The organism is Pseudomonas brassicacearum subsp. brassicacearum (assembly GCF_008801605.1).
Lineage (GTDB): Bacteria > Pseudomonadota > Gammaproteobacteria > Pseudomonadales > Pseudomonadaceae > Aquipseudomonas > Aquipseudomonas brassicacearum.
Genome location: NZ_VZPJ01000024.1, coordinates 11,944 through 38,109, shown reverse-complemented (window position 1 = coordinate 38,109; position 26,166 = coordinate 11,944). Strand labels below are relative to the sequence as shown.

Here is a 26,166-nt window from a genome sequence, read left to right as displayed (position 1 = left end):
GGGACATGGATGGCCGAATGACTGTCTATCAACGCAGTGCCATGCGCGTAGCGCTGCTTTATCTTGTGCTGTCAGTCATCTGGCTGCAACTGACTGGTTATTTATCGACCAGTTTCTTCGATCAATTCGCCGACAGACAACGCTGGCTACTGATCAACGGCTATGCCTGGGCTCTGTTCAGCGCCGGGTTGGTCTTCCTGGCGCGGGCGCGGATCTCGCGATTTTTCGCCAAGGGCGAGCACGGCGCCGATCGAGAGCGCCTGCGCCAGGCTGCCGCCGTCTTCGATTGCACCCGCGAAGGGGTGTTGGTGACCGACCGCAACGGCCTGATCGTGCACGTGAACCGGGCCTTCATCGCGATCACCGGTTATGTGCGGGACGAAGTGCTGGGCCAGCGCCCCAGCCTGTTCAAGTCCGGTCGCCACGGGCCGGAGTTCTATCGCGACATGTTTGCTTCCCTGAACAGCCAGGGCGAATGGAGCGGCGAGATCTGGAATCGGCGTAAAAGCGGTGAGATCTACCCGCAATGGCAGACGATCCGCGTCATTCGCGACGACAGCGGCGAGGTCAGCCATTATGTCGCGGTGTTTTCCGACATCAGCGCCATCAAGGACTCCGAGCACGAACTGGCTTACCTGGCCCATCATGACCCGTTGACCGGCTTGCCCAACCGCCTGCTGTTTTCCGATCGCACCGAGCAGGCCCTGGCGTCAGCGCAATTGCACAAGCGTGGCTGCGCCCTGTTGCTGCTGGACCTGGATCACTTCAAGAACATCAATGACAGCCTGGGTCACAACGTGGGCGATGAATTGCTCAAAGGCGTGGCCGAGCGGTTTCGCGGGCTTTTTGCGCCAGGGGTGACCCTGGCCCGGCTCGGGGGCGACGAATTTGCGGTGCTGGTGGAAAACTGCTCGCAGCCAGGCCAGGCAGCGGCGTTGGCCCGGCGCATCCTCGATGCCTTGAAAGAGCCCCTGCGGTTCGATGACCACGCATTGTTCATCAATGCCAGCATCGGCATCAGCCTGTTTCCCGGCGATGCCCTGAGCGCCGGGCAACTGCTGCGCAATGCCGATTCGGCGTTGTTCAAGGCCAAGAACGCCGGACGCGACGGCTATGCCTTGTACACCGAAGAACTCACGGCCCACGCCCAGCAGCGGGTCGAGATTGCCTTCGAATTGCGGCGCGCGCTGCAGCAACAGGAGTTGCGCGTTCACTACCAGCCGGTCCACGAGCTGGCGACCAGTCGTCTGATCGGTGTCGAGGCGCTGGTGCGATGGGAGCATCCCACGCGGGGGCTGGTGTCGCCGGCCGAGTTCATTCCCATCGCTGAACGTACCGGCCTGATTGCCCAGGTCGATGCCTGGGTCATGGACCAGGCCTGCCGGCAGATGTGTCAGTGGCAGCAGGCCGGCGTGGCGCTGTCGTTTGTCGCCGTCAACGTATCGAGTCGGTTGTTTGCCCGTCGCGAGTTGTATGACCAAGTCGCCCAGGTGTTGCACGACACGGGCCTGGATCCGGGTTGCCTGGAACTGGAAGTGACGGAAAGCGCGGTGATGGAAGACCCAGAGGTGGCACTGGAGCAGATGCATCGCCTGCGGGAGCTGGGCGTGCGCCTGGCCATCGACGATTTTGGCACGGGGTATTCGTCGCTGCTGCGGCTCAAGCGTTTGCCGGTGCAGAAGCTGAAGATCGATCAGGGTTTTGTCGCGGGGTTGCCGTGGGATGAGGATGATGCGGCGATCGTCCGGGTGATCATTGCCCTGGCCCACAGCATGGGTATGCAGGTGCACGCCGAGGGCATCGAGCAGCGTGAGCAGGCGGCTTTTTTGCTTGGCCAGGCTTGTGAGCTGGGGCAGGGTTACTGGTTTGGCCGGCCCGTGGCGGCGGCGCTGTTGGATTGGGATCGGGTGCCGGTTATTGCTTGATCCTCAGGGGTATTGATGTTGGTCGAGTGCATATCTGTTGCTGCGGTAACGGCGGCTTAGGGTTCCGCCCTGACGGCGGCTCACTTTTGAAGAGCCCGGAAGCCGGCCCAGTCAAAAGTAAGCAAAACGCTTTTGCCCCACCACTCGGCACCTCGCTTGGGCTCGGTGTGCCCTCACTCCGGCATTGCTCCGTGGGCCCACTCCACAATGCCTGCGTTCGGCCATCGTGGTTAACGGGGCGCCCGAGATCAACGTCCACCGCGAGGCGGCCTAGTAGCCGACCTGGCTCTGGGTGAGACCGCGTTTCCCCTGTGGGAGCGAGCTTGCTCGCGAAGGCGTCGGTTCAGCTTGCATCATTGTTGCCTGACACTCCGCTATCGCGAGCAAGCTCGCTCCCACAGTTGTTTTGGGTTGACTGTGGTATCCGCGACAACCCAATTCCCCTGTGGGAGCGAGCTTGCTCGCGATGGCGTCGGCTCAGCTTGCATCAATGCAAGCGCTACCCCTTGGCCCCAGGCGCCGCCATCTCCTTGGTTTCCAGATGATCCAACGCCCGCTCGACCAACAACTGCACCCCATCGGCCATGCGGCTGATCGCCAGGGCGACGCAGCGGCGTGAGTCATCCACGTCGTCAGCCAGGTCGGCGGCGATGGTGCTGATGGAGAGCAGGTCTTCGGAGGCGTTGGCGAGCAGGGTTTCGGTGTCGATGTGAGGGGCGACGATGAACAGCTTGGTGCTGTCGGGTTCAGGCGGTGAGGCGGGCTTGGGGTTGAGGTAGTAGTCGAGGGCGCGGGTGGCGGCGTCATCGAGCTTTTTTTCTTCCTGCGCTTGGACGCGGGATTTGTGGCCGTTTTGCGGCGGATTAGGTGATGGCTTGAACATAGTTGTACTCCGAAGTTTTCAGGAGCCAACACCGCTTCGCTTGCACAGTCGAGAGAGGTGGCAGCTATGCATAGGTGTGCAAGACCGGTCGGAGTACCCGGCAGACCCGAAGATCTCCCATACACAGCTGCCATAACGACTCGCGAGCATAAAAAAATGCCCGATGAATAGCCATCGACAATTGTGTCCTCCGCCGGACTTGCACGTCCGTGTCACCGTTTTTTGCGATGACGAACAGAGGTTATCCGCGCCATAGAGCGCTGCCTAGTTCATGAACAGCCCGGCGTTTTGAAGGAAATATCCGAGGGTTTGGCAGGGAAAAGCCCCCAATCACCCCTGCCGTAGGGCGTCGGCTACTTTATGTAATTTTGGTTATATAAAAATTCTTAAATAGTCTTTTTAAGAATATCCGCACTTATCTAGTATTGCTCCCACGCCGCAAGCAGTGCCGCCCACTGCCAGGCATTCATTCAAAGGAGCAGCAGCATGAGCGCATCTCTACGTAGCGTTGACGGCCAGGACGAAGCAACCATCTTGCGCGAGATCCAGAGCGCATTGCGCGATCTGCGTTTTGGGGCGGTGGAAATCACCGTGCACAACGCGCAGGTGGTTCAGATCGAACGCAAGGAAAAATTCCGGCTGCAGCAGCCGAGTCATAAGCCGTCTTGAAGAAAGACAAAAGATCGCAGCCTTCGGCGGTGCCTACGGGGGGCTGAGTGTAGGAGCTGCCGAAGGCTGCGATCTTTTTCTACAAGCCAAACGAATTTCCAGAAGCCATAAGAAAACCAGAATTCCAGGAGCTTTCACCATGTCGTCCATTCGTCGTTATGCCCTGGCCGCGCTGGCCAGTGCTGTTTTTGCAGGTTCCGCCGTCGCCAAGGATTACGAGCTGCTCAACGTGTCCTACGACCCGACGCGTGAGCTTTACCAGGATTACAACGCCGAATTCGCCAGTTTCTGGAAGAAAGCGCACCCGGACGACAGCGTGAAGATCCAGCAGTCCCACGGTGGTTCGGGCAAGCAAGGCCGGGCGGTGATCGATGGTCTGCGGGCCGACGTGGTGACTCTGGCCCTGGCTGGTGACATCGATGAAATCGCCAAGCTGGGCAAATCCCTGCCAGCGGACTGGCAAACACGCCTGCCGGAAGCCAGCACGCCCTACACGTCCACCATCGTGTTCCTGGTGCGCAAGGGCAACCCCAAGGGCATCAAGGATTGGGGCGACCTGATCAAGAACGACGTGTCGGTCATCACCCCGAACCCGAAGACCTCCGGCGGTGCGCGCTGGAACTTCCTCGCCGCCTGGGCCTATGGCCTGAAGGCCAACGGGGGTGACGAAGCCAAGGCCAAGGAATACGTGCAGGCACTGTTCAAGCACGTGCCGATCCTCGACACCGGTGCCCGTGGCTCGACCATTACCTTCGTCAACAACGGTCAGGGCGACGTATTGCTGGCCTGGGAAAACGAAGCCTTCCTGGCGTTGAAAGAGGACGGTGGTGCGGACAAGTTCGACATCGTCGTGCCGTCGCTGTCGATCCTCGCCGAACCGCCTGTGGCGGTGGTGGACAAGAACGCCGAGAAAAAGGGCAACCTGGAGATCGCCGAAGCCTACCTCAAGCACTTGTACAGCCCGGCCGGCCAGGAAATCGCCGCGAAAAATTTCTATCGTCCACGGGACAAGGATGTGGCCGCCAAGTACGCCCGGCAGTTCCCGAAACTGGACCTGGTGACCATCGACAAGGACTTCGGCGGCTGGAAAAGCGCCCAACCGAAATTCTTCAACGATGGTGGCGTGTTCGACCAGATCTATCAGGCGCAGTAAGCTGAAACAAAGCTAAATCCGGACACCGAATTTGTGGCGAGGGGATTTTGTGGGAGCAAGGCTTGCCCGCGATGGATGCGATGCGGTCCTTCAGAAACCGAGTCGCCTCTATCGCGGGCAAGCCTTGCTCCCACCCAGTCTTGCTTCCATGTTTAGTGTTTTTAACCAAGGACCTTTATGTCGCGTCGCATATCCCCCGTCATACCCGGCTTCGGGCTGACGCTGGGCTACACCCTGGTGTACCTCAGTCTGATTGTGCTCATACCCCTGGCGGCGATGTTCGTGCATGCCGCCCAGCTCACCTGGGAACAGTTCTGGGCGATCATTTCGGCGCCGCGTGTGCTGGCGGCCCTGAAACTCAGTTTCGGCACCGCGCTGTACGCCGCCATCATCAACGGCGTGATCGGTACGTTGCTGGCCTGGGTACTGGTGCGCTACACCTTCCCCGGTCGCAAGATCATCGACGCGATGATCGACCTGCCGTTCGCCCTGCCCACCGCCGTGGCCGGTATTGCCCTGACGGCGTTGTATGCGCCGACCGGCCTGGTCGGCCAGTTCGCCACTGACCTGGGCTTCAAGATCGCCTATACGCCGCTGGGCATCACCCTGGCGCTGACCTTCGTGACGTTGCCGTTCGTGGTGCGCACGGTGCAGCCGGTGCTGGCCGATATTCCCCGTGAAGTCGAAGAAGCCGCTGCCTGCCTCAGCGCCAAGCCATGGCAGGTGTTCCGCCACATCCTCGTGCCGGCGTTGTTGCCGGCCTGGTTGACCGGCTTCGCCCTGGCCTTTGCCCGTGGCGTGGGCGAGTACGGTTCGGTGATTTTCATCGCCGGCAACATGCCGATGAAAACCGAGATCCTGCCGCTGCTGATCATGGTCAAGCTCGACCAATACGACTACACCGGCGCCACCTCCATCGGCGTGCTGATGCTGGTGGTTTCCTTCGTCCTGTTGCTGCTGATCAACCTGCTGCAGCGGCGCATCGAAACCCCATAAGGAGGTGCGAACATGTCCCAATCGTCTATTTCCGCGGCCTCCACCAATGCCGCTCGCCGCGGCAGTGCAACGTCGCGGCGCGTGTTGATCGGCCTCGGCTGGCTGATTTTTGCGCTGTTTCTGCTGTTACCGCTGTTCATCGTGGTGTCCCAGGGCCTGAAGCTCGGGCTGGGGGCGTTCTTCACCGCGATCTTTGAACCCGACGCACTGTCGGCGTTGAAGCTCACGGTGGTTGCGGTGCTGATCTCGGTGCCGCTGAACCTGGTGTTCGGCGTCAGTGCCGCGTGGTGCGTGAGCAAATATTCATTCCGCGGCAAGAGCATGCTGGTGACGCTGATCGACCTGCCGTTCTCGGTGTCGCCAGTGATCGCGGGCCTGGTCTACGTGCTGATGTTTGGCGCCCAGGGCTTGTTCGGGCCGTGGCTGTCGGATCACGACATCCAGATCGTGTTTGCGCTGCCGGGCATCGTCCTGGCGACCATCTTCGTCACCGTGCCGTTCGTGGCTCGTGAACTGATCCCGCTGATGCAGGAGCAGGGCACCCAGGAAGAGGAGGCTGCGCGCCTGCTCGGCGCCAATGGCTGGCAGATGTTCTGGCATGTCACCGTGCCGAACATCAAGTGGGGCCTGATCTATGGCGTAGTGTTGTGCACCGCCCGGGCCATGGGTGAGTTCGGCGCGGTGTCGGTGGTGTCCGGGCACATTCGCGGGGTGACCAACACCCTGCCGCTGCACGTCGAGATCCTCTACAACGAATACAACCACGTGGCCGCGTTCGCTGTGGCGAGCCTGTTGCTGATCCTGGCGCTCTTCATCCTGCTGCTCAAGCAGTGGAGCGAAAACCGAATCAACCGCCTGCGCGCCAGCGCCGCGGAGGAATAAGTCATGTCGATCGAAGTCCGTAACGTCAGCAAGAATTTCAACGCGTTCAGGGCCCTGGACGAGATCAGCCTGGATATCCAGAGCGGCGAGCTGGTGGCGCTGCTGGGCCCGTCGGGTTGCGGCAAGACCACTCTGCTGCGGATCATCGCCGGCCTCGAAACCCCGGACCAAGGCAGCATCGTGTTCCACGGCGAGGACGTGTCCGGCCACGACGTGCGTGATCGCAACGTCGGTTTCGTGTTCCAGCACTACGCCTTGTTCCGCCACATGACGGTGTTCGACAACGTTGCCTTCGGCCTGCGCATGAAGCCCAAGAACCAGCGCCCGAACGAAAGCCAGATCGCGACCAAGGTCCACGAGCTGTTGAACATGGTGCAGCTGGACTGGCTCGCCGACCGTTACCCGGAGCAGCTGTCCGGCGGCCAGCGCCAGCGTATCGCCCTGGCCCGCGCCCTGGCGGTGGAGCCCAAGGTGTTGCTGCTGGATGAACCGTTCGGCGCCCTCGACGCCAAGGTCCGCAAGGAACTGCGCCGCTGGCTGGCGCGGCTGCACGAGGACATCAACCTGACCTCGGTGTTCGTGACACACGACCAGGAAGAGGCCATGGAAGTCGCCGATCGGATCGTGGTGATGAACAAAGGCGTGATCGAGCAGATCGGCTCGCCCGGCGACGTCTACGAAAACCCGGCCAGCGATTTTGTGTATCACTTCCTCGGCGACTCGAACCGCCTGCACTTGGGTGAGGACCGGCATGTGCTGTTCCGCCCTCACGAAGTTTCGCTGTCGCGCTCGGAGCTGGAAGACCACCACGCCGCCGAAGTGCGCGACATCCGTCCGCTCGGCGCCACCACTCGGGTGACCCTGAAGGTGGAAGGCCAGAGCGAGCTGATCGAGGCGGAAGTGGTGAAGGATCACGACAGCCTGGTGGGCCTGGCGAAGGGCGAGACGCTGTTCTTCAAGCCGAAGGTCTGGCAGAAAGTCGCCAACCTCTAAAAGCAAAAGCATCGTCGGAACGCCGCCCGGAGCAAGCTCGCTCCCACAGGGGATTTGTGTGTGGCGCAGATCCATTGTGGGAGCGAGCCTGCTCGCGATGGCGTCCTCGACATTACCTCGATCTGAATCTGAATAACGACGTTTCTGTTTGCTTCAATCGGTTCTACTTCTGCACCTGTCCTTGAATCAAACCCTACCTAGACTCTGACTTGCCAGGAGGCAGTGAGAGTCCAATGACGGACCGGTGTTATCTCCTGGCGCCTGATGCCAAGGAGATGAGTATGAGAGTGGAAGTCAGTCGGCATGGCCCGCTTGGCTGTGCATTGTTAGGCGTCTTGCTGGCCCCGGCCGCCAGCGCCGCCCCCTCGTTGTCCCCCCAGATACCCTTCGATGTCACGGTGACCAAGCCCGTTTCACTGGTCAGCCTGCAAGCCAATTTCGATGAGCTGTCGTGGCAGACCTTCATCGCCCTGAGCTGGCCGGCGCTGGATAACGGCGACCCCAATACCGGCACCTCCATCGGCAAGCAGGATGGCGCCACCGTGTGGGAAAGCTGGAAAGAGAGCTACCAGATTTTCCGCGCCAAGGGCCAGGCCCCGCTGCCCTGGAATGCCCCGGCGACCCTGCCCGAAGCGTGCAAGTCGCTCAAGCCCGGTCGCCTGTTGCAGCAAATGGGCAAGGTGCCCGATGTGCTGGATGAATTTATCCAGCCCTTCGAGAGCGGCCCGCTGGTGGACCAGAACGGTACGTACACGCGCAACGAAATCGTGGTCAACCAATCGATGTTCAACGGCATCGTCGACAACGGCCTGTACAGCATTGAAGGACAGCAGGCGTTTTTCGCCGCGAAGCCGACCAATGCCGTGGCGTTCAGTTGTGGTTCCACCGAGACCAAGCAGGTCGGCGCGGTGATGGTGAAGGCGTCGTGGAAAGTACTGGGCCCCAACGACAACCGGCAGGACTTTCACACCGTCGATGCGCTGGTCTACACCCCGGGCAACAACGACCCGAGCCATGGACCGATTGTCGCGGAGTCGTGCGTGTCCGAGCCGGTCGGTTTGGTGGGGTTGCACATGGTCCATAAGACCGCCAGTGCGGCGCAATGGGTCTGGTCAACCTTTGAGCATGTGAAAAACGTGCCGGAAAAAACCACGCCCGTTGCCCAGCGGACGGGGCCTTATCTGTTCTACAACGCAGCCAGCACAAGCGACATCAACCAGCCGCCACCACGGCCATGGAACCCGGCGGTCAAGGCGACGCCCTCGCAGATCGTGCGCGACGTGCCGCTCACCGAGGCCACCAAAAAACTGAACGCTACGTATCAAGGTCTGTTGCGTACGGTGAACCCGAAGAGCGTCTGGGCGAACTATCAACTGATCAGTACCCAGTGGCCGTCAGACCCGCCCAAGAACTGCCAGATATCGGCCGCCAACCCGCTGGGCAGCCCTGCGCCCTCGTTCCTGGCCAACGCCACGCTGGAGACCTACATCCAGGGCACCGTGCCCCAGGCGTCTTCCAGTTGCATGGCTTGCCATGGCAATGCGGCCACCCATGTCACCGAGTCGCCGCGTACCAGCTTCGCGGATTTCACCTATTTGCTCGAACGCGCACAGTCCACCAGTGGACAAGGAGCCAAGCAATGAGCAGCAATCTGGATAATTTCGTAGGCCTGTCATCAGCCCTTATTGGCATCTCGACGGATCGTTTGGCACCTCAGATCGACCCGGTCGGTTTGCCGCCGATCTTTCTCGATTATGTCACTGCGCGAGTTCCTTCCGACGTGCTCAACGCGCTCTTGACTCAATACGCCACCCTGGTGGCTGAGCACTTCCCGCCCGACCAGATCGCCCAGCAGATACTGAAGTTCAACATGCAACCGACGATTCCACGCACGGTACTCGCCGCGCGCTCGATCATGAAGCTGTGGTTGTTGGGCGTCTGGTATCAACCGTTCGATATGGCGCCTTTCAAGAAAGATGATTCAGCGGTGGTGTCCGATCAGGCCTACATCCACAGCTGGGCCTGGAAAATCGCTCAGGCTCACCCGATGGGCTACAGCGAATCGTTTTTTGGGTATTGGAACAGCGCGCCCTCCAGCCTTGAAGATTTGACCGGCGTATCCGCTAACGGACAGCAAGGAGCGTTGTCATGAGTACCGAACAAGCCGAAGTGGTGATCGTTGGCGCAGGCCTGGCCGGTAGCATCATTGCCTATCAGTTGAGCATGGCCGGGATTGATGTACTGGTACTCGAATCGGGGCCGGAGATACCGGTCAATCGTGCCCAGTATCTGGAGCGTTTCTATACCGCGACGCTGAAAACCCCTGAGTCCCCTTACCCACCAAGCACGACACTGGACCCACATCTCAAGGGGCCGGCCGAACTGAACGCTCCACGGGCGACCATTGCCGATCTGCTCAATGGCAACTGGAACAACCCGGCGGTCAGCTACTTGGTCCAGAAAGGCCCGATGCCCTTTACGAGCACTTACGAACGGGTGGGTGGCGGCACGACATGGCATTGGGTCGGAACCTGCCTGCGCATGGTGCCGAACGATTTTCGCCTGCGGTCCAAGTATGGCGTCGGGGTGGATTGGCCGATAGGTTATGACGATCTGCAAAGCGCCTATTGCCGGGCGGAAGCGGAAATCGGTGTGTCGGCCAACGTCGCCGACCAAGGTTATCTGGGCATGACCTTTCCCGAGGGTTATGCATTCCCGATGCGCAGCATTCCGTTGTCGCTGGTCGATGGCAGCTTTGTCACGGCTGTCACGGGACAGACGTTCGATAGCCTGCCGCTGGTAGTCAGCCCGACGCCGGCTGGGCGCAACTCCCAACCTTATGCCGGTCGCCGGGTATGCGCCGGCAATACCAACTGCACGCCGATCTGCCCGATCCAGGCCAAGTACGACGCCACTGTGACCATGAACAAAGCGTTGAATACTGGCAAGGTCCGCGTGCTTTATCGAACCGTGGCCAGCAAAGTAACCGTTGGCACTGACAGCAATATCAATGGCATCGAGTTCAAGCAATATCAGTTGGAAGATGGCCCCGTCACTGGAACCGGCGTGGCAATAGGACAACGTTATGTGATCGCCGCCCATGCGATCGAAACACCGAAACTGCTACTGCACTCCGGCGTGGCCAACAGCAGCGGGCAAGTGGGGCGCGGCCTGGCTGACCATCCCATTTATCTGGCGTGGGGGTTGATGCCCGAGGGCAAGGCGATTTTCCCCTACCGGGGACCGCTATCGACGGCCGGCATCGAAAGCCTGCGCGACGGTGCCTTTCGCAGCGATCGTGCGGCGTGGCGTATCGAGATTGGCAACGAAGGTTGGAACTGGCCGGCCGGTGATCCCTACACCACGGTCGCTGACTTTATCGATGGGAAGAACAATGGCGGCGCCAACCCGAGCAATAAATTGCTATCCGGAACGGCGTTGGTACAAAAGCTCAACGACGTCTTCACCCGCCAGTTCCGGATCGGTTTCCTGGTCGAGCAGGTCGAGGACGATCCCGACCACGCGCAATGCTACATCGTGCCCTCGACCCAATACACGGACCGGCTCGGCATCCCTCGGCCGGAAATCCACTACAACCTGTCCGAGTACACCATGAAGGGTTTCCAGCAGGCGAAAGTACTGGCGACACGCATCATCGAGGAGCTGCTCGGTGCCCAGGAGTTGACGGGCATCATCGGACCTGGATGTTTTACGTACGACAAGGTGCCCTACAGCTTCCAGGGCGCCGGCCACCTGATGGGGACTTATCGCATGGGCGATGACCCCACCAAGTCTGTGGTGGACAAGTACCAGCGCAGTTGGGACCACAAGAACCTGTTCCTGGTGGGCGATGGCGTGTTCCCCAGCACCGGCACCTCGAACCCGAGCCTGACGATTGCGGCGCTGTCGTTCCAGGCTGGGGATACGCTGGCCAATGACCTGCGGGCGGTGACGATGCAGGTCCAATCCAACGTCGCCTGGCAGGGCACTGGCGTGCAGGTCAACGGGTTGGTACCGCGACTGGTGCGCTATGTCAGTGGGCGATGGTGTGCCAGTCCGCAGGGTGGCAATGTCGATGGAAATGGCGGTTCGAGGCACATCGACTACAGCAGCTATGCCTTGCCCGGTGCCGCCGAAGGCGCCTTGATCGGTCGCGTGGGCAATGATGGCAAGCCGTTCCTGGTGGGTGACCTGGGGCAGGTTCCGGGCGACCAGCAAGGGGAACTGCAACTGTGCATCAACGATGACCTGACCGGGCAGCACGGGTCTGGCTTGAAAGATAACACCGGCGCGCTGACGATTCGGGTCGAGTTTGGTGCGCTGTAAGGCTTGAGCGGTAACGGTCCAACTCCTGTGGGAGCGAGCTTGTGGGAGCAAGGCTTGCCCGCGATGGCATCGCCTCGGTCTATCAGTTACACCGAGGTGTTTGCATCGCGGGCAAGCCTTGCTCCCACAGGTTCGTTCCCACAAGGGGGGAGGCGGGGTATTGCGGTGTTTTCAGGCGGCCGAGCGCTGGTTGCGCAACGCCACCGGCCCGACGCGCTCTTCGATGGCCTGCTTCAGTTCGCCGCGAAGCCCCAGCAGAAAACCCGCTTCCACTACCACAAACAGCGGCCCGACAATCAGCCCGGTGAGGTCGTCGACGAACGCCGGCTTGCGGCCTTCGTAATAGTGACCGACGAACTGGATCACCCAACCCACCACGAACATCCCCAGGCCACTGCCCAGCCACACCAGGGTGCTTTGCGCGGCGAGCACCTGGCCCAGCCATAGCGCCAGGCCCAGCAGCACCGTCATCAACACCCCCAGGCGCAACTCCAGGCGCAGGTAGAACCAGGCACTGGCCACGGCCACCAGCAGCGCCGGCGACACGAGGACTGCGCCCACTGGCCAGCCGGGCCGTGACAGCAGCACGGCGACGGCGACGAAGATCAGCGGGATACCGATGAAATGGCTGGCGATGTTGCGCGGGTCGCGATGATAGGCGGCGTATTGACTGAGATGATCGACGAGGCTTTTCATTGTTGTTCCTCCTGAGGTGATGCCTGCATGATGCCCAGGTACCACAAGGCGTTCTGTCAGTTAGCCGACACTTGTCCCGGAGTTTCCATGAATTCGCATCCCTGGCACTCACACCTGATGGCCGGCCACTGGTACAGCCATCTGCCTGTTGAGTTACACAATAGTCTGCTGGGCATGGCACGGGTGCGCCGCCTGCCGCCGGGGCATCGGTTGTTCCAGCGTGGCGACCCACCGTGCGGGCTGTATGCCGTGCTGGAGGGCGCGGTGCGCGTCGGTGCGGTGAACGAACAGGGCAAGGAGGCGTTGCTGAGCGTGGTAGAGGCGCCCCACTGGTTCGGTGAAATCTGCCTGTTCGATGGCCAGCCGCGCACTCATGATGCGGTGGTTGTCGGTCAATGTACGCTTCTGCACGTGCCCCAGGCGCCGTTGCTGGCATTCCTGCAAGAGCAGCCGATCCACTGGCGGCATCTTGCATTATTGATGAGCCACAAACTGCGCCTGACCTTCATCAACCTCGAACACCTGAGCCTGATGCCCGCCCCGGCCCGCGTGGCCCACCGCCTGCTGCTGATCGCCGAAGGCTACGGTGAAATCGAACCGGCCCGCCGGGTCCTGCAACTGCCCCAGGAACAACTGGCGCTGATGCTCGCGCTGTCACGCCAGACCACCAACCAGATCCTCAAGGACCTGCAGGCCCAGGGCATCCTGCACCTGGGTTACGGCGAGATCGAAATCCTCGACATCGAGCGGTTGCGGGCCCTGACCACGCCCTGAACCCGATCTGAACCTTTTGGGAGCGAGCTTGCTCGCGATTGGGGGCAATCCAGGCACTGCAAATCCCTAGCGCAACCCTTCCCGAAACTGCCCTGGCGTCATCCCGGTCCAGCGCTTGAATGCGCGGCTGAAGCTGCTGGCATCGGCAAAACCCAACAGGTAGCTGACTTCGCTCAGCGAGCAATTCGGATCCCGCAGGTGCAGCAGCGCCAGATTCTCCCGGCACTCGTTGAGCAGGGCGTCGAAACGGCAGCCTTCGTCGGCCAGGTGCCGTTGCAGGCTGCGCAGGCTCAGGTGCATGGCTTGGGCGATGCGTTCGGCGCTGGGCTCGCCTTCGGGCAATTGGGCCTCGATGGCCGAACGTACCTTGCGCTCCCAGGTCAGCGGCTTGAGCTGGGCGAGGGTGCGTTCGAGCACGGTTTCGTTGTGTTCGGCCAGTTCCGGGTTGGCGTCGTCCAGATGGCTGTCGAAATCAGCGAGGTTGAACTCCAGGCAATCCTGCGCGGCGCCGAAATGCACCGGCGAGCGGAACACTTTGTGCCAGGGGCTGGGGTCCGCCGGTTCCGGGCGCCGCAGGTACACCGCCAGCGGTGCGTAATCACGGCCGAGGCGGTTGCGACAGGTGCGCACGTAAATCGCCGTGAACGCGTCGATGGCTTCAAAGGCTGGCACCGGTCGGCCCGGCGGCACCTCGAGGCTAAAGCGATAGCGGTCCTCTGCGCGGATCAGTTGGAGGGTCAGTGCATCGCTGACCACCGGGTGATAGCGCACGATCCGTTCGAACACTTCCCGCAGGCTGCCGCTCGCCACCAAGGCATAACCCAGTGCGTGAAACGTGGTGGGGCTGACGAAGCGCGACACCCGCAGGCCGATGGCCGGGTCGCCGCTGGCCTGCACGGCCAATGCCCACAGGCGGGTAGTGGCCGAGAGCGGGTAACGGGCGTTCGGGTCGTCCATCCATTGCGGGTCGAGGCCGGCCTCGACGCACAAGGCGTGGCTGTCCAGGCCCAACGCATCGAGCTGTTTGCGCAGGGCGCGGGTCCAGCTGGCAAGGGAGGTGGGTTCAGTCATGACGATTGGCGCTTGCGGTCAACAGGTTGGCGTTTACGGCTACCACCCCGTGGGACTACGCCCGGCAGGATGAGCACATCTCTAACAGAGGATGTAAGCCATGCACGGCACTTGCGCAAGCCCCGAGCGATTGAATGCACAACAACGATCGGCCCATATTCGCCAGGTGGTCCTGGCCCGGGGCGAAGAATTGCGCCAGCGCTATCCGATCCTGCGCCACCAGGATGCGTTGGGCGCGGGCATCCTGGCGTTCGCCCTGGCCGGGATGATCGGTTCGGCGCTGCTCTACATCAACGGTCACCTGGCCGGGTGGGCGTGCCTGTTGCTCAACGCGTTTTTCGCGTCCCTGACCCACGAGCTGGAACACGACCTGATCCACAGCATGTATTTTCGCAAGCAGCGCCTGCCCCACAACTTGATGATGGGCCTGGTGTGGCTGGCGCGGCCGAGCACGATCAATCCGTGGATCCGTCGCCACCTGCACCTCAACCATCACAAGGTGTCCGGCAGCGAGGCCGACATGGAAGAGCGGGCCATCACCAACGGCGAGCCCTGGGGACTGGCGCGGTTGCTGATGGTCGGGGACAACGTGATGTCGGCCTTCATCCGCCTGCTGCGGGCCAAGAGCTGGGCGCACAAGCGCAGCATTCTCAAGCGTACGCTGAAGGTGTATTTCCCGCTGGCGTTGCTGCACTGGGGCGCCTGGTATGTGTTTCTCGGTTTTCATGGGGCCAACGGCATCGCCAGTCTGCTGGGGACTTCAATTGATTGGTCGTCCACAACGCTGGCGGTTATGCACGTGATCGACATCGCCGCGGTGGTGATCATCGGCCCGAACGTGTTGCGCACCTTTTGCCTGCATTTCGTCAGCTCGAACATGCACTACTACGGCGACATCGAGCCGGGCAATGTCATCCAGCAGACCCAGGTGCTCAACCCCTGGTGGCTGTGGCCGTTGCAGGCGTTCTGCTTCAACTTCGGCAGCAGTCACGGCATTCATCATTTCGTGGTGAAGGAGCCGTTCTACATTCGTCAACTGACGGTGCCGGTGGCGCATGAGGTGATGCGCGAGATGGGTGTGCGGTTCAATGATTTTGGCACGTTTGAACGGGCGAACCGGTTTGTGCGGGAAGAGGGTGTGGTGCGGGAGGAAGGGGATACGGTTCGGGTCTGATCGTTCCCATGCTCTGCGTGGGAACGCATCCCGTGACGCTCCGCGTCACACTCCAGAAGCGGAACGCGGAGCGTCCCTGGCGACGTTCCCACGCGGGAGCGTGGGAACGATCGATCTGAGGAACAGGTTAGAACTGATAACTCACCGTCGCCGCCACATTGCGTTCTTCACCCATGTAGCAATAGCTCAGGCTGGCGCACGAAGCGACGTAGGTTTCGTTGGTCAGGTTGTTCGCGTTCAGGCGCACGTCCACGCCCTTCAAGCCGACCTTGCCCAGGTCATACCCCACCGAGGCATCGAACAACGTGTAGGACGGCACCTTCATGGTGTTCTCCGCATCGGCCCAGCTGTAGCCGACATAGCGCACGCCGCCACCCAGGCGCAGGCCGTCGAGGGCGCCGCTGTCGAACTTGTAGTCAGCCCAGACCGAAGCCATGTGGCGCGGGGCCTGGGTCGGTGAGTTGCCCTTGTTTTCGATGATGTCGGTGGTGGTGCTCAAGGTGCTGATCATCGATTTCGAGTATTCGATGTCGGTGAAGGTGTAGCTGCCCAGCACTTTGAATTGTTCGGTCAACTGCAGGTGCGCTTCCAGTTCCAGGCCCTGGGAGCGCACGGCCCCGACGGCGCGGTAGAAGTTTTCCTGGGGCAGTTTGGTCGCCAGGTTTTCCTGGTCGATGCGAAACAGCGAGGCGGTGTACAGGTCATCGGTGCCCGGCGGCTGATACTTCAGGCCCAGTTCCCATTGCTTGCCATCGGTCGGCGGCAGTGGGTTGCCGGCGCTGTCTGCGTAGGAGTTCGGATTGAACGACTCGGAGTAGCTGATGTACGGCGCCAGGCCGTTGTCGAACAGGTACAGCGCCCCGGCGCGGCCCGTGAGCTTGGTGCGTTTGTCGTTGATCTCGGTGCCTTCCGGGCGGCCAAATTCGGCGATGCGGTTTTCATCCGAGGTTCGGACCCAGTCCTGGCGCAGGCCGAGGGAGAAGCGCCATTTGTCCATTTCCACCAGGTCTTGCAGATACACGCCGGTCTGCTCCAGGCGCCGCAGGTAACTGGTGGGGCTGAAGTAGGTGATGGTCGAGTTGCCGTAGGTCGGGTCTAAGGCATTGATCGGCGCGAGGCTGCCGCTGGTCCAGTCGACCACGGTTTTGCGCCGCTGGTAGTCGACCCCCATCAGCACGGTGTGCTTGGTCGCGCCGGTAAAAAATTCGGCTTGCAGCATGTTGTCGACGATGAAGGAGTGGAGCTTTTCTTCGGCGCCGGTGTAGTAGCGGTTCAGCTCGTTGCTGGTGGGCGTGGTCCAGCCATAGGCGTAGACCTGATCGTTGGTGACTTGGGAGTCCAGGTAGCGGAAGTTCTGCCGGGCGGTGAAGACATCGTTGAAACGGTGCTCGAACTGGTAGCCGAACGACTGCTGGTCGCGTTCGTAACCGTCGACGCCAGGCTCGCCTTCGAAGAAGCTTTCGGAGATCCGCCGGCCGTTGCGCTGATGCAAGGTGCCGTCGGCCGGCATGCCACCGTGGTAGCCGCCGTCGGGGTCATGCTGCAGGTAGGCTTGCAGGGTCAGCGAGGTGTCCTCGCTGAAGTCGATGTTCACCGTGGGCGCGAGGGCGAAGCGTTTTTCCTTGTTGTGGTCGAACTGGGTGTCGGAGGTGTCCGCCAGGCCGATCAGGCGATAGGTGATGCGTTTGTCGTCATCCACGGGGCCAGTGAAGTCGAAGCCCATGCCGCGTTGGCCCTGGGTACCGACCGTGGCCTGGATCTGGTGATAAGCCTCGTACTGTGGCTTCTTGCTGGTGAGCGCTACCAGGCCGCCGGGCGAGCTGCGGCCGTAGAGCACCGAGGACGGACCCTTGAGAATGTCGACCCGCTCCAGGAAGTACGGATCGACCTGCATCGAGCTGTAGGTGCCGCTGTCGCCCATGGACTTGAGGCCGTCGAGGTAGATGTTATCCACCGAGCCGTCGTTGAAACCGCGCATCGCCACGTAGTCGTAGCGATGGGTCGCACCGTAGGGGTTGGTCAGCACGCCGGGGGTGTAGCGCATGGCCTGGGACACGGTTTGCGCGCCCTGGTCGTCCATTTGTTCGCGGGTGACCACGGACACGCTCTGGGAGGTTTCGCGCAGGGCGGTACTGGTCTTGGTGGCGACCTGGCTGTGGGTGGCGTTGTAGCCTTCCATGCTGCCCAGGGCGTTACCCAGGGCGAAGCCCTTGATGTCGGTGGTCGGCAGTTCCAGCGTGCTGCCAGCGGTCTGGGTTTGCAGCACGTAGCTGCTGCCATCCTGGCTGACGGCAACCAGCCCCGAGCCGCTGAGCAGTTGGCTCAGGGCCTGGTCGGGCGAGTACTCGCCCTTGAGTCCCGGGGACTGGACGCCGCCGGTTTGCGCCGGCGTGCTTGCCAGGGTGATCCCGGCCTGGCGGGCGAACTGGTTCAGTACGTCGCTCAGTGGGCCGGGGGCGATGTTGTAGCCCTGACGGCTGGCGGTCACACCGCTTTGTGCGGCGAGCGCGAGCATCGGCACGACGCTGACCCCAAGCGCAGTGGAGAACAGCGCTGCATGGATCGCCTGGCGCAACAGGCCCGGTTGCGCAGAGAAGCCGAAGGGGTTCTTGAGAAGCAAGCGCTCAGTCATTGTAGGTTCCGTTGGAGTCGCTGAAGGCAGATAAGGGGTGCTTACTGTCCTAGCCGGACGCCGGCCTGAAACCCGCCAAAAAAAATCAAGCCAGGCGCTGCACCGTGATCCACCAACGGGTTCGATAACGGACTTGCACGGGGAGCGTGCGTAGCAGGACGGCGAGCAATTTGTCGGTGTCCTCCAAACGAAAAACCCCCGACAAGCGCAGGTCGGCAATCGACGCCGCGCAGTTCAAATAGCCTGGGCGGTAGCGTCCTACTTCGTTGAGAAAGTCTGCCAGGCGCATGTTGCGCGTGACGATCAAGCCGTCGGCCCAGGCGCCTGCGTCCATGTCCAGCGGCGGCGCCAGGGTCGCCGTCGATGTGGTGACCAGGTAGCTTTGCCCGGCCTCGACCTGAATGGGTGTGCCATCGCTGTTTGGGTGCGAACGGATAACCACCCGGCCGCTGGTGACGCTCAAGCGTGTGCAGTCGCTGTCCTGGCGCACGACGAAGCGCCCTTCCAGGCCTTCGAACAGGCCATGGCGGCTTTGTACCCGCAGCGGGCGCCCCGGGTCGCGGCCACAGGTGACCATGATTTCGCCGCGGGCCAGGGTAATCAGGCGCTGCCGGGCGCTGAAATCCAGGTTGGCGGCGCTGTGGGTATTGAGCTCTAGCCGCGTGCCGTCCGGCAGCTGGAAGCCTCGGCGCTCACCGGTGGCGGTGGCGAAATCGGCATTCCACGGCTGCCAGCCCAGGTCCTTGCCCAGCCATGCCGCGCAACCCACAAGTGCGACGCCCGACAACAACTTCAGGGCCTGGCGACGACTGAGGCGCTGGGCGCTGTTTTCCAGGGTATCCAGGGCGACATGAGCACCGGGCACGGCCCGCAGGTTGGAGGTCAATTCACTGTGCAGCGATTGCACCCGTTGCCAGGCCAGTTCGTGTTCCGGGTGGGCGGCGCGCCAGGTGTCGCACTGTTGGCGCAGGGTCGGGTGGGTGGTGTGATTGCGCAGGCGCAGCAGCCAGTTGATCGCCTGCCTGACCACCTGTTGCGACGGGCCGTTGCGTCGGCTCTGCAAGTGCTCCGCCGGCTCAGCTTTCATAGCGCAACACATAGCAGTGGTACAGCGCATCGGCGACGTAGCGTTCCACCGAGCGCAACGAAATGCCCATCTGTTCGGCAATCTGCTTGTACGTCAGGCCTTCGCACTGGGCCAACAGAAAGGCCCTGCGCACTTTTGGCTTGAGGCCTTCGAGCATCCTGGCGATGGCTTCGAGCAGTTCCAGAATCAGGGCCTGTGCTTCAGCACCAGGGGTTTCGGCTTCCGGCAGGTGAGCTATGGTTTCCAGGTAGGCGCGTTCGATTTCCGCTCGACGCCAATGGTCGATCACCAGGCCTTGGGCGATGGTGCGCAAAAAGGCGCGTGGGGCGCGAAGCTCCAGGCGTTCGCTACGCTGCAACAGGCGCATGAAGGTGTCTTGGGCCAGGTCCGCGGCATCGGCGGCGTTGCCCAGGCGGGTGCGCAGCCACGTATTGAGCCAGCCGTGATGACGGCTGTAGAGCGCCTGTACTGCAAACTCGGGAGATGACATGGACGCAACGGCCTGGATGTTACAAATGATAATAGGTCGCATTGTCATCAGCCGTCGGCGAATTTGCAACCACCGTTCGCTCGCCGTGTCCTCCCGTCGGCTATTTCTTCGCATCCCTAATTATTTGTACAGGTTTGCCGACAGACTTGTACGTGTGCACCAAAGTGGAGCGGATTGATAACCGCTCGCACTGTTACATGGAACGTTGCAAATCTGGAATGCACCCCCACTCCTTGCATAAGAAGCCTCATCAATGAATCTAAAGTTCAGCCACAAAATCCTTCTTGCCGCCTCTGGTGTGGTGGTCCTGGCTTTTGCCCTGTTCACGCTCTACAACGATTATTTGCAGCGCAACACCATCGGCAGCAGCCTTGAGTCGTCCATCGAGCAATCCGGCGACCTGACGGCCAGCAGCATCCAGAACTGGATGAGTGGCCGGATACTGGTACTGGAAAACCTGGCGCAAAACATCGCGCACCAGGGCGCTACTGCCGATCTGCCGGGGCTGGTCGATCAGCCGGCGCTGACCTCGAACTTCCAGTTCACTTATGTGGGCCAGGCCAACGGCGTCTTCACCCAGCGCCCGGACGCCAAAATGCCTGACGGCTACGACCCGCGTCAGCGCCCCTGGTACAAACAGGCGGTGACCGCCGATAAAACCATGCTGACCCCGCCTTACCTGGCGGCGGTGGGTGGCCTGGTGGTGACTGTTGCCCTGCCGGTGAAGCACAACGGCGAACTGCTCGGCGTGGTGGGCGGCGACCTGAGCCTGGAAACCCTGGTGAAAATCATCAACTCCGTGGACTTCGGTGGTATCGGCCATGCGTTCCTGGTCAGCGGCGACGGTCAGGTAATCGTCAGCCCGGATAAAGACCAGGTGATGAAGAACCTCAAGGACATCTACCCCGGTACCCCGGTGCGCATTGGCAAGGGTATCCAGGAGGTTGAGCTGAACGGGCAGGACCGTATCCTTTCGTTCACCCCGGTTACCGGCCTGCCGAACGCCGAGTGGTACATCGGCCTGTCGATCGACAAGGCCAAGGCCTACGCGCCGTTGAGCCAGTTCCGTACGTCTGCGCTGATTGCGATGTTTGTCGCGGTGGCGGCCATTGCGTTGCTGCTGAGCCTGTTGATCCAGGTGCTGATGCGTCCGTTGACCACCATGGGCCGTGCCATGCAGGACATCGCCCAGGGCGAAGGCGACCTGACCCGGCGCCTGGTGGTGCAGGGCAAGGATGAGTTCGCGGTGCTGGGTGGCTCGTTCAACCAGTTCGTGGAGCGGATTCACGCGTCGATCTCGGAAGTGTCTTCCGCCACTCGCCAGGTGCATGACCTGTCGCAGCGGGTGATGACCTCGTCCAACGCTTCGCTCGTCGGCTCGGATGAGCAGAGCGCTCGCACCAACAGCGTGGCTGCGGCCATCAACGAGTTGGGCGCCGCGACCCAGGAAATCGCCCGCAATGCCGCCGATGCCTCGCAACATGCCAGCGGTGCCAGCGAGCAGGCCGATGACGGTCGCCAGGTGGTGGAAAAAACCATCCAGGCCATGACCGAGCTATCGCAGAAAATCAGCCTTTCGTGCACCCAGATCGAAACCCTGAACGCCAGCACCGACAACATCGGCCACATCCTGGACGTGATCAAGGGCATCTCCCAGCAAACCAACCTGCTGGCCCTGAACGCGGCCATCGAAGCGGCCCGTGCCGGTGAAGCCGGGCGTGGTTTTGCGGTGGTGGCCGATGAAGTGCGCAACCTGGCGCATCGCACCCAGGAGTCGGCGGAAGAAATCCACAAGATGATTACCTCGCTTCAAATCGGCTCCCGTGAAGCGGTGACTACGATGAACGCCAGCCAGACGTCCAGCGAAGAAAGCGTGGAAGTGGCCAACCAGGCCGGCCTGCGACTGGTCAGCGTGACGCAGCGTATCGGTGAGATCGACGGCATGAACCAGTCGGTGGCTGCTGCGACCGAAGAGCAGACCGCTGTGGTTGAAACCCTCAACATGGACGTCAGCCACATCAACCTGCTGAACCAGCAAAGCGTGGCCAACCTCAATGAAACCCTGAAGGATTGCGATGCCTTGTCGCAACAGGCCAATCGACTGAAGCAACTGGTGGACAGCTTCAAGATCTGACCCAGTCGCAAGCCGACCCACCGCCATCGCGAGCAAGCTCGCTCCCACAGGGGACTGGCGGTGGGTCGGTATTTTGCATTCAACCCCGGAACCAAAACTGTGGGAGCGAGCCTGCTCGCGATGGCGGCCATCCAGTCAACATCGCCGACACAGACCCACCGCTTTCGCGAGCAAGCCCACACACATAGGTTTGGTGGTGGCCCTGAGTCTCAAGGCCACCCTGGAGCAGGTTATGCCTCGGGGAACATCCCCTGCACATTCCCCATCGCCTCATCGGCGAAGCCCTGGAGGAAATCCCGGAAGCCCGCCGGCGTGTGGGCGTCGGTGTGGTCGGCGATGATGGTCCAGGTGGCACGGCAGCGGTTGTCCGCCAGGGGTTCGACGCGCATGGCTGCCCACAGGTTGTCGATGCCCAGGGTGTTGTAGATCAGCGTCCAGGTCATGTGCATGGCCTGGTCGTCGCGGCTGTTGAGCTGTTCCACCACCAGGTTCTGCCCATCGCGGAAGAATTTCTTGCGCAGGGACCTCACACCCTCGCCGGTCATTTCGATGTGCTCCAGTGCCGGAATGAAATGGTTGAATCCGCCAAAATCACCCACCACGTCCCAGACGCGCGCCGCGTCGGCCGCGACCTCCACCGAGGTTTCGACCTGGCAGGCTTGGGGGTTTTTGATCAGGGTGTCGGGTTGAAATGCACTCATGGTCTTGCTCCTTGCTTTGGGTTGAGGGTGTTTCAGATGAAGTCGATGGCCTTGAGGTAATCGGCGCCGCGACGCAGCAGGGCCGGGGACTTTTCCGGGTAGCTGGCGCCCATCTGCCGCACGCCGGCGCGGGCGTTGTCGTGGCTGATCAGCGAGATATCGCCGATGTCTTCCTCGAAGCCGTTGAGGTAGAAACCCAATACGCCAAACAACGCGTTGTCGGCATCGACCCGAGCCAATTGCCGTTGCCACTCGGCAACGCTGACCAACGAAAATTCCCGGCCGCTGTCGCGAAACGAGGCGACGTAAGCGTCCCAGCTCAAAGGCTGCGGGTTGTGCAGGTTGAACACCGCTTGCGTCGGCTGGTAGCGGCTGGCGTGGAAGGCGATGAAGCGGGCCAGGAAATCCACCGGCATCAGGTCGAAATTGAGGGACAGCTCCGGCACCTGGCCGAGCTGGATCGAGCCTTTGAGCATCAGCATCAACCGATTTTTATGGGGCTGGCAGACCCCGGTCAGGCTGTTGAAACTGATGTTGCCGGGGCGGAACAGATTGACCGACACCCCGCGATCCCGGGCCCGTTGCAGGATCCGTTCGCCGACCCATTTGGACAGGTTGTAGCCGTTCTTGATGTAGATCGGCGGCGTCTTGGCGGCTGGCTGTTCCAGCACCTGGCCGTCGGCGTCCAGGGCACTGGAGGCGGAAAGCGTGGAGACGAAGTTGAAGATCTTCTTGCTGCGCCCTTCACACAGGCGCAGGCATTCGAAGATCGGCTCCACGTTGTCCCGCGCCAGGGACTCGTAGTCGAGCACATGGTTGACGTGGGCGGCGTTGTGCACCAGCGCGCCGAAGGTACGGTCGATGCGGGCGTAGACGTCGTCCGGCAAACCCAGTTGCGGTTGAGTAATGTCGGCGGCGTACACACTGACGCGGTCCAGGTCCAGGTGGGTCAGGTGATTGTCCTGAAGGGCTTGGGAGAAGCGCTCGGCCGCGCTTTGTTCCGCGCTCGCGCGCACCAGGCACGCGACTTCGGTGGCGCCCCAGGCCAGCAGTGCCTCGACGATGTGCACGCCGAGAAAACTGTTGGCGCCGGTCACCACCACCTTGTGCACATCGCCGCATTGGCTGATGGGCAATGGATCGAGGTTGAGCTCGGCCTCGGCATCGATGAAGGCCTGGGGGCTGAGGATCGATGCACTGTTTTGATCAGGATCGTCCAGCAACTTGGCCAAGGTCATCAGCGTCGGTGCTTCGATGAAGCGATTGATCGACAGGCTGCGGCCGAACGTCTGGCGGATGCTCAACAGCAGTCGCGACAGCAGGATCGAATGCCCACCGAGGTTGAAGAAACTTTCGTCGGTGGCGATGTCCTCGACCGGCAGTTCAAGCAGTTCGGCCCACAGTTGCTGCAGTTGTGTCTCGAGGGCGTTCTGCGGCTGCCGGCGTTGGCCGTCGACCTGCACCTGCACCGCCATGGCGAGCAAGGCCCGGCGATCGACCTTGCCGTTGCTGGTGTACGGCAGGCTCGGCAATTCGACGTAGGCGGCCGGGTGCATGTAGCTGGGCAAGCTGTTCTGCACATGCTCGCGTAACGCCTGGAGGGCGTCACCGGAGTGCTCGGGATGAACCAGGAACGCCAGGATCCGCCGCCGTTCATCGACCCCCACCGCCACTTGGCGAAACAACTGGCTATCGCGCAGGCAGTGCTCGATTTCCTCGGGCTCGACCCGAAAACCGCGGATCTTCACCTGGTTATCGCGCCGACCACACAGTTCGATGCCGTTGTCGGTCCACTGGCCGATATCACCCGTGCGATAGACCCGCAGCGTTTGCCCGGTGGGCAGCGTCAGGTCGAGGTAACGTGTCGCGGTCAGCGTCGGGTCGTTCAGATAACCCAGCCCGACGCCCGGGCCGGCGATGTACAGCTCGCCGGGAACACCCTGGGGAACCGGCTGCAACTGTTCGTCCAGGATCAGCACCCGGCCATTGGCGATGGGCACGCCGAGGTTGCGGTTGTTGTCGCCGACGCCGAACTGTCGTGTGGTCGCCAGCACCGTGGTTTCGGTCGGGCCGTAGATGTTGTGGAACTGGCATTGTGGCGCGAGCTGTTCGATCACGAACGGTTCGCAGACATCGCCACCGGTGATCAGGTGCGCCAGGCCCAACGGTGTATCAAGGGGCATGACGCTCAGCAGCGCAGGCGGCAGGAAGGCATGGCTGATGTGCTGCTGGTGAATCAACGCGACCAATTGCTGCGGATCGCGGCGCTGGTCTTCGCTGGGCACCACCAGCAGGGCGCCGTGGATGAAGGTCGGGAGGATATCCAGCAGCGACGCGTCGAAGTTGATGGTGGAAAACTGCAACGCCCGGCTGTCTCGTTGCAACCCGACGTAGTCGCCGTACCAGGCACAGAAGTGACTGAGGTTGCGGTGGCTGAGCAACACGCCCTTGGGCTGGCCGGTGGTGCCGGAGGTGTAGATCGCCACGGCTGGTTCGTCGCTGTCCACTGTGCGGCGGATCAACGAGGTCGGGATGCCGGGCTTGGGCGATGGCAGTTGCTGGACATTGAGCGTTGGCAACGACAGGTCGCCCAGATCGCTGTCGCCGTCGTGCAGCAGCAGGTCGGCCTGGGCATTTTCCAGGATGAAGCGCCGACGTTGCGCCGGGTGCTGCGGGTCCAGTGGCAGGTACACTGCCCCACAGCCCAGCACTGCCAGGATCGCCGCATACAGGTGCGCGGACTTGGGCAGGCAGACACCGATCACCTTGTGGGAGGAAGGCCTGTGGGAGGAAGGCTTGCCCCCGATGAACGATGACGCGGTTGGGTTGAGAACCTCGGTGTCCTCATCGCGGGCAAGCCTTGCTCCCACAGGTTCTCCAGCAGATCCTTTCTCATGTTCTGCTCGGTGCAGTATTTCCAGCATCGGTTGCTGCAACCTCAGCGCCAGGCGGCGCAAGGATTTGTAGTCGATGAGTTGTCCATCGACCCACAGGGCCGGTTGCGTCGCGTCGTCGAGCATGCGCTGTTCGATGCTGTGCATCACCGGCACATCGGCGGCGGCCAGCAGCCAGTGCACTGGCGGCCGATTGAGGCCGTGCTCGAACGCCAGCGGCTCCAGTGCATCGAGCCCGAGCAGAGGTTGGTCGACAGCGTCAGCGTGCACCGTCGGCCAGTGATCGAAGCAGGTGTCATCCCGGGATAACTGGCTGACCAGCCGTGCGCCGGTCTCGACCACGGTCGCCAGGGTACGCAACCGCAGGGACTGACCGCTGCCATCGCTTTGCGGCGCAATCACTTCCTGGCATAACAGCCGCTGCGCGCCGTCGCGCAATATCACCACCGGTTGCGGCAATACCTCGCCGGGTAGCGTGCGCAGCGCCACGCGGACCTGGAGGCATGAGAGGGCTTCAATGGCCCGCGGTGTCGTACCGTCGTCGATCAACAGGTCGACCGCGCCGTGGTTGGCCGGCGATTGCCGATCCACGATGCCATGGCCGTGCAGCTCCAGTTCCCGGGCCAGTTCGGCCATGGCCTGGCTGGTGCCAGACACTGCAATTTCGAGGCGTTTCATCGAAAGGT

At 61.8% G+C, this 26,166-nt stretch carries 20 protein-coding genes; 12 read left to right on the top strand and 8 right to left on the bottom strand.

What is annotated here, in order from left to right:
- Positions 1-17: 17 nt before the first annotated feature.
- Positions 18-1,925: a phosphodiesterase DibA gene (dibA, locus tag F7R20_RS30605; protein WP_003196496.1), complete on the top strand. Its 1,908-nt coding sequence runs from the start codon at positions 18-20 to the stop codon at positions 1,923-1,925.
- 499 nt (positions 1,926-2,424) lie between these two features.
- On the opposite strand, the gene F7R20_RS30595 is transcribed toward dibA, so the two are convergent.
- Entirely contained in the window at positions 2,425-2,808 is a 384-nt protein-coding gene (locus tag F7R20_RS30595; protein WP_003196498.1) for a DUF6124 family protein, read from the bottom strand.
- A 486-nt stretch (positions 2,809-3,294) separates the two neighbouring features.
- Between F7R20_RS30595 and oscA the strand changes: the two genes are divergently transcribed.
- From oscA to F7R20_RS30555, 8 genes are all read left to right on the top strand, one after another.
- Positions 3,295-3,477, top strand: a complete 183-nt coding sequence (gene oscA / locus F7R20_RS30590; protein WP_003186967.1) for a sulfur starvation response protein OscA — start codon at positions 3,295-3,297, stop codon at positions 3,475-3,477.
- Between the two features lie 139 nt (positions 3,478-3,616).
- The gene (locus F7R20_RS30585; protein WP_003196501.1) at positions 3,617-4,630 is read left to right on the top strand and encodes a sulfate ABC transporter substrate-binding protein; all 1,014 of its coding nucleotides are present in this window, start codon (positions 3,617-3,619) and stop codon (positions 4,628-4,630) included.
- A 177-nt stretch (positions 4,631-4,807) separates the two neighbouring features.
- Complete coding sequence (cysT, locus tag F7R20_RS30580) at positions 4,808-5,626, top strand: sulfate ABC transporter permease subunit CysT (RefSeq protein ID WP_003196503.1); 819 nt, start codon at positions 4,808-4,810, stop codon at positions 5,624-5,626.
- Between the two features lie 12 nt (positions 5,627-5,638).
- Complete coding sequence (gene cysW, locus F7R20_RS30575; RefSeq protein WP_003196505.1) at positions 5,639-6,508, top strand: sulfate ABC transporter permease subunit CysW; 870 nt, start codon at positions 5,639-5,641, stop codon at positions 6,506-6,508.
- Between the two features lie 3 nt (positions 6,509-6,511).
- Positions 6,512-7,501: a sulfate/molybdate ABC transporter ATP-binding protein gene (locus tag F7R20_RS30570; RefSeq protein ID WP_003196507.1), complete on the top strand. Its 990-nt coding sequence runs from the start codon at positions 6,512-6,514 to the stop codon at positions 7,499-7,501.
- A gap of 281 nt (positions 7,502-7,782) precedes the next feature.
- The gene (locus F7R20_RS30565; protein WP_003196508.1) at positions 7,783-9,144 is read left to right on the top strand and encodes a hypothetical protein; all 1,362 of its coding nucleotides are present in this window, start codon (positions 7,783-7,785) and stop codon (positions 9,142-9,144) included.
- Positions 9,141-9,653 carry a hypothetical protein gene (locus F7R20_RS30560; RefSeq protein WP_003196510.1) on the top strand — a complete coding sequence of 171 codons (513 nt, stop codon included), beginning with the start codon at positions 9,141-9,143 and terminating at the stop codon, positions 9,651-9,653. The genes F7R20_RS30565 and F7R20_RS30560 overlap by 4 nt, the downstream gene beginning before the upstream one ends.
- Positions 9,650-11,827: a GMC family oxidoreductase gene (locus F7R20_RS30555; RefSeq protein WP_003196512.1), complete on the top strand. Its 2,178-nt coding sequence runs from the start codon at positions 9,650-9,652 to the stop codon at positions 11,825-11,827. Before F7R20_RS30560 ends, F7R20_RS30555 begins: the two co-directional genes overlap by 4 nt.
- 171 nt (positions 11,828-11,998) lie before the next feature.
- Here the strand turns inward: F7R20_RS30555 and F7R20_RS30550 are convergent, their stop codons facing one another.
- On the bottom strand, positions 11,999-12,523 hold the full coding sequence (locus F7R20_RS30550) for an Mpo1 family 2-hydroxy fatty acid dioxygenase (RefSeq protein WP_003196514.1): 525 nt from the start codon (positions 12,521-12,523) through the stop codon (positions 11,999-12,001).
- An 87-nt stretch (positions 12,524-12,610) separates the two neighbouring features.
- Here F7R20_RS30550 and F7R20_RS30545 point away from each other — a divergent pair, with 87 nt between their 5' ends.
- Positions 12,611-13,297 carry a Crp/Fnr family transcriptional regulator gene (locus F7R20_RS30545; RefSeq protein WP_003196516.1) on the top strand — a complete coding sequence of 229 codons (687 nt, stop codon included), beginning with the start codon at positions 12,611-12,613 and terminating at the stop codon, positions 13,295-13,297.
- 66 nt (positions 13,298-13,363) lie between these two features.
- On the opposite strand, the gene F7R20_RS30540 is transcribed toward F7R20_RS30545, so the two are convergent.
- On the bottom strand, positions 13,364-14,368 hold the full coding sequence (locus F7R20_RS30540; protein WP_003196518.1) for an AraC family transcriptional regulator: 1,005 nt from the start codon (positions 14,366-14,368) through the stop codon (positions 13,364-13,366).
- A 100-nt stretch (positions 14,369-14,468) separates the two neighbouring features.
- Here F7R20_RS30540 and F7R20_RS30535 point away from each other — a divergent pair, with 100 nt between their 5' ends.
- Entirely contained in the window at positions 14,469-15,542 is a 1,074-nt protein-coding gene (locus F7R20_RS30535; protein WP_003196520.1) for a fatty acid desaturase, read from the top strand.
- A 127-nt stretch (positions 15,543-15,669) separates the two neighbouring features.
- Here F7R20_RS30535 and F7R20_RS30530 read toward each other — a convergent pair whose 3' ends face one another.
- From F7R20_RS30530 to F7R20_RS30520, 3 genes are all read right to left on the bottom strand, one after another.
- Positions 15,670-18,174 carry a TonB-dependent siderophore receptor gene (locus F7R20_RS30530; RefSeq protein ID WP_003196522.1) on the bottom strand — a complete coding sequence of 835 codons (2,505 nt, stop codon included), beginning with the start codon at positions 18,172-18,174 and terminating at the stop codon, positions 15,670-15,672.
- A gap of 85 nt (positions 18,175-18,259) precedes the next feature.
- Positions 18,260-19,261, bottom strand: coding sequence for a FecR domain-containing protein (locus F7R20_RS30525; protein WP_003196524.1), 1,002 nt, complete (start codon positions 19,259-19,261; stop codon positions 18,260-18,262).
- Positions 19,251-19,751 carry a sigma-70 family RNA polymerase sigma factor gene (locus tag F7R20_RS30520; protein WP_003196525.1) on the bottom strand — a complete coding sequence of 167 codons (501 nt, stop codon included), beginning with the start codon at positions 19,749-19,751 and terminating at the stop codon, positions 19,251-19,253. Before F7R20_RS30520 ends, F7R20_RS30525 begins: the two co-directional genes overlap by 11 nt.
- A 253-nt stretch (positions 19,752-20,004) precedes the next feature.
- Between F7R20_RS30520 and F7R20_RS30515 the strand changes: the two genes are divergently transcribed.
- Positions 20,005-21,885 carry a methyl-accepting chemotaxis protein gene (locus F7R20_RS30515; RefSeq protein WP_003196528.1) on the top strand — a complete coding sequence of 627 codons (1,881 nt, stop codon included), beginning with the start codon at positions 20,005-20,007 and terminating at the stop codon, positions 21,883-21,885.
- Between the two features lie 230 nt (positions 21,886-22,115).
- Here the strand turns inward: F7R20_RS30515 and F7R20_RS30510 are convergent, their stop codons facing one another.
- Together F7R20_RS30510 and F7R20_RS30505 are read right to left on the bottom strand one after the other, a co-directional pair.
- Positions 22,116-22,586, bottom strand: coding sequence for an SRPBCC family protein (locus F7R20_RS30510; protein ID WP_003196529.1), 471 nt, complete (start codon positions 22,584-22,586; stop codon positions 22,116-22,118).
- Positions 22,587-22,618: 32 nt separating this feature from the next.
- On the bottom strand, positions 22,619-26,158 hold the full coding sequence (locus tag F7R20_RS30505; RefSeq protein ID WP_003196530.1) for a non-ribosomal peptide synthetase: 3,540 nt from the start codon (positions 26,156-26,158) through the stop codon (positions 22,619-22,621).
- Positions 26,159-26,166: the final 8 nt, after the last annotated feature.

Bases quoted from the DNA above. Each gene is read 5' to 3' on its own strand.
- F7R20_RS30565 (WP_003196508.1), top strand. From the start codon at position 7,783: ATGAGAGTGGAAGTCAGTCGGCATGGCCCGCTTGGCTGTGCATTGTTA.
- F7R20_RS30505 (WP_003196530.1), bottom strand. From the start codon at position 26,158: ATGAAACGCCTCGAAATTGCAGTGTCTGGCACCAGCCAGGCCATGGCC.
- F7R20_RS30545 (WP_003196516.1), top strand. From the start codon at position 12,611: ATGAATTCGCATCCCTGGCACTCACACCTGATGGCCGGCCACTGGTAC.
- F7R20_RS30555 (WP_003196512.1), top strand. From the start codon at position 9,650: ATGAGTACCGAACAAGCCGAAGTGGTGATCGTTGGCGCAGGCCTGGCC.
- F7R20_RS30520 (WP_003196525.1), bottom strand. From the start codon at position 19,751: ATGTCATCTCCCGAGTTTGCAGTACAGGCGCTCTACAGCCGTCATCAC.
- dibA (WP_003196496.1), top strand. From the start codon at position 18: ATGACTGTCTATCAACGCAGTGCCATGCGCGTAGCGCTGCTTTATCTT.
- F7R20_RS30585 (WP_003196501.1), top strand. From the start codon at position 3,617: ATGTCGTCCATTCGTCGTTATGCCCTGGCCGCGCTGGCCAGTGCTGTT.
- F7R20_RS30535 (WP_003196520.1), top strand. From the start codon at position 14,469: ATGCACGGCACTTGCGCAAGCCCCGAGCGATTGAATGCACAACAACGA.
- F7R20_RS30515 (WP_003196528.1), top strand. From the start codon at position 20,005: ATGAATCTAAAGTTCAGCCACAAAATCCTTCTTGCCGCCTCTGGTGTG.
- F7R20_RS30510 (WP_003196529.1), bottom strand. From the start codon at position 22,586: ATGAGTGCATTTCAACCCGACACCCTGATCAAAAACCCCCAAGCCTGC.
- F7R20_RS30570 (WP_003196507.1), top strand. From the start codon at position 6,512: ATGTCGATCGAAGTCCGTAACGTCAGCAAGAATTTCAACGCGTTCAGG.
- F7R20_RS30560 (WP_003196510.1), top strand. From the start codon at position 9,141: ATGAGCAGCAATCTGGATAATTTCGTAGGCCTGTCATCAGCCCTTATT.
- cysT (WP_003196503.1), top strand. From the start codon at position 4,808: ATGTCGCGTCGCATATCCCCCGTCATACCCGGCTTCGGGCTGACGCTG.
- F7R20_RS30595 (WP_003196498.1), bottom strand. From the start codon at position 2,808: ATGTTCAAGCCATCACCTAATCCGCCGCAAAACGGCCACAAATCCCGC.
- oscA (WP_003186967.1), top strand. From the start codon at position 3,295: ATGAGCGCATCTCTACGTAGCGTTGACGGCCAGGACGAAGCAACCATC.
- cysW (WP_003196505.1), top strand. From the start codon at position 5,639: ATGTCCCAATCGTCTATTTCCGCGGCCTCCACCAATGCCGCTCGCCGC.
- F7R20_RS30540 (WP_003196518.1), bottom strand. From the start codon at position 14,368: ATGACTGAACCCACCTCCCTTGCCAGCTGGACCCGCGCCCTGCGCAAA.
- F7R20_RS30550 (WP_003196514.1), bottom strand. From the start codon at position 12,523: ATGAAAAGCCTCGTCGATCATCTCAGTCAATACGCCGCCTATCATCGC.
- F7R20_RS30525 (WP_003196524.1), bottom strand. From the start codon at position 19,261: ATGAAAGCTGAGCCGGCGGAGCACTTGCAGAGCCGACGCAACGGCCCG.
- F7R20_RS30530 (WP_003196522.1), bottom strand. From the start codon at position 18,174: ATGACTGAGCGCTTGCTTCTCAAGAACCCCTTCGGCTTCTCTGCGCAA.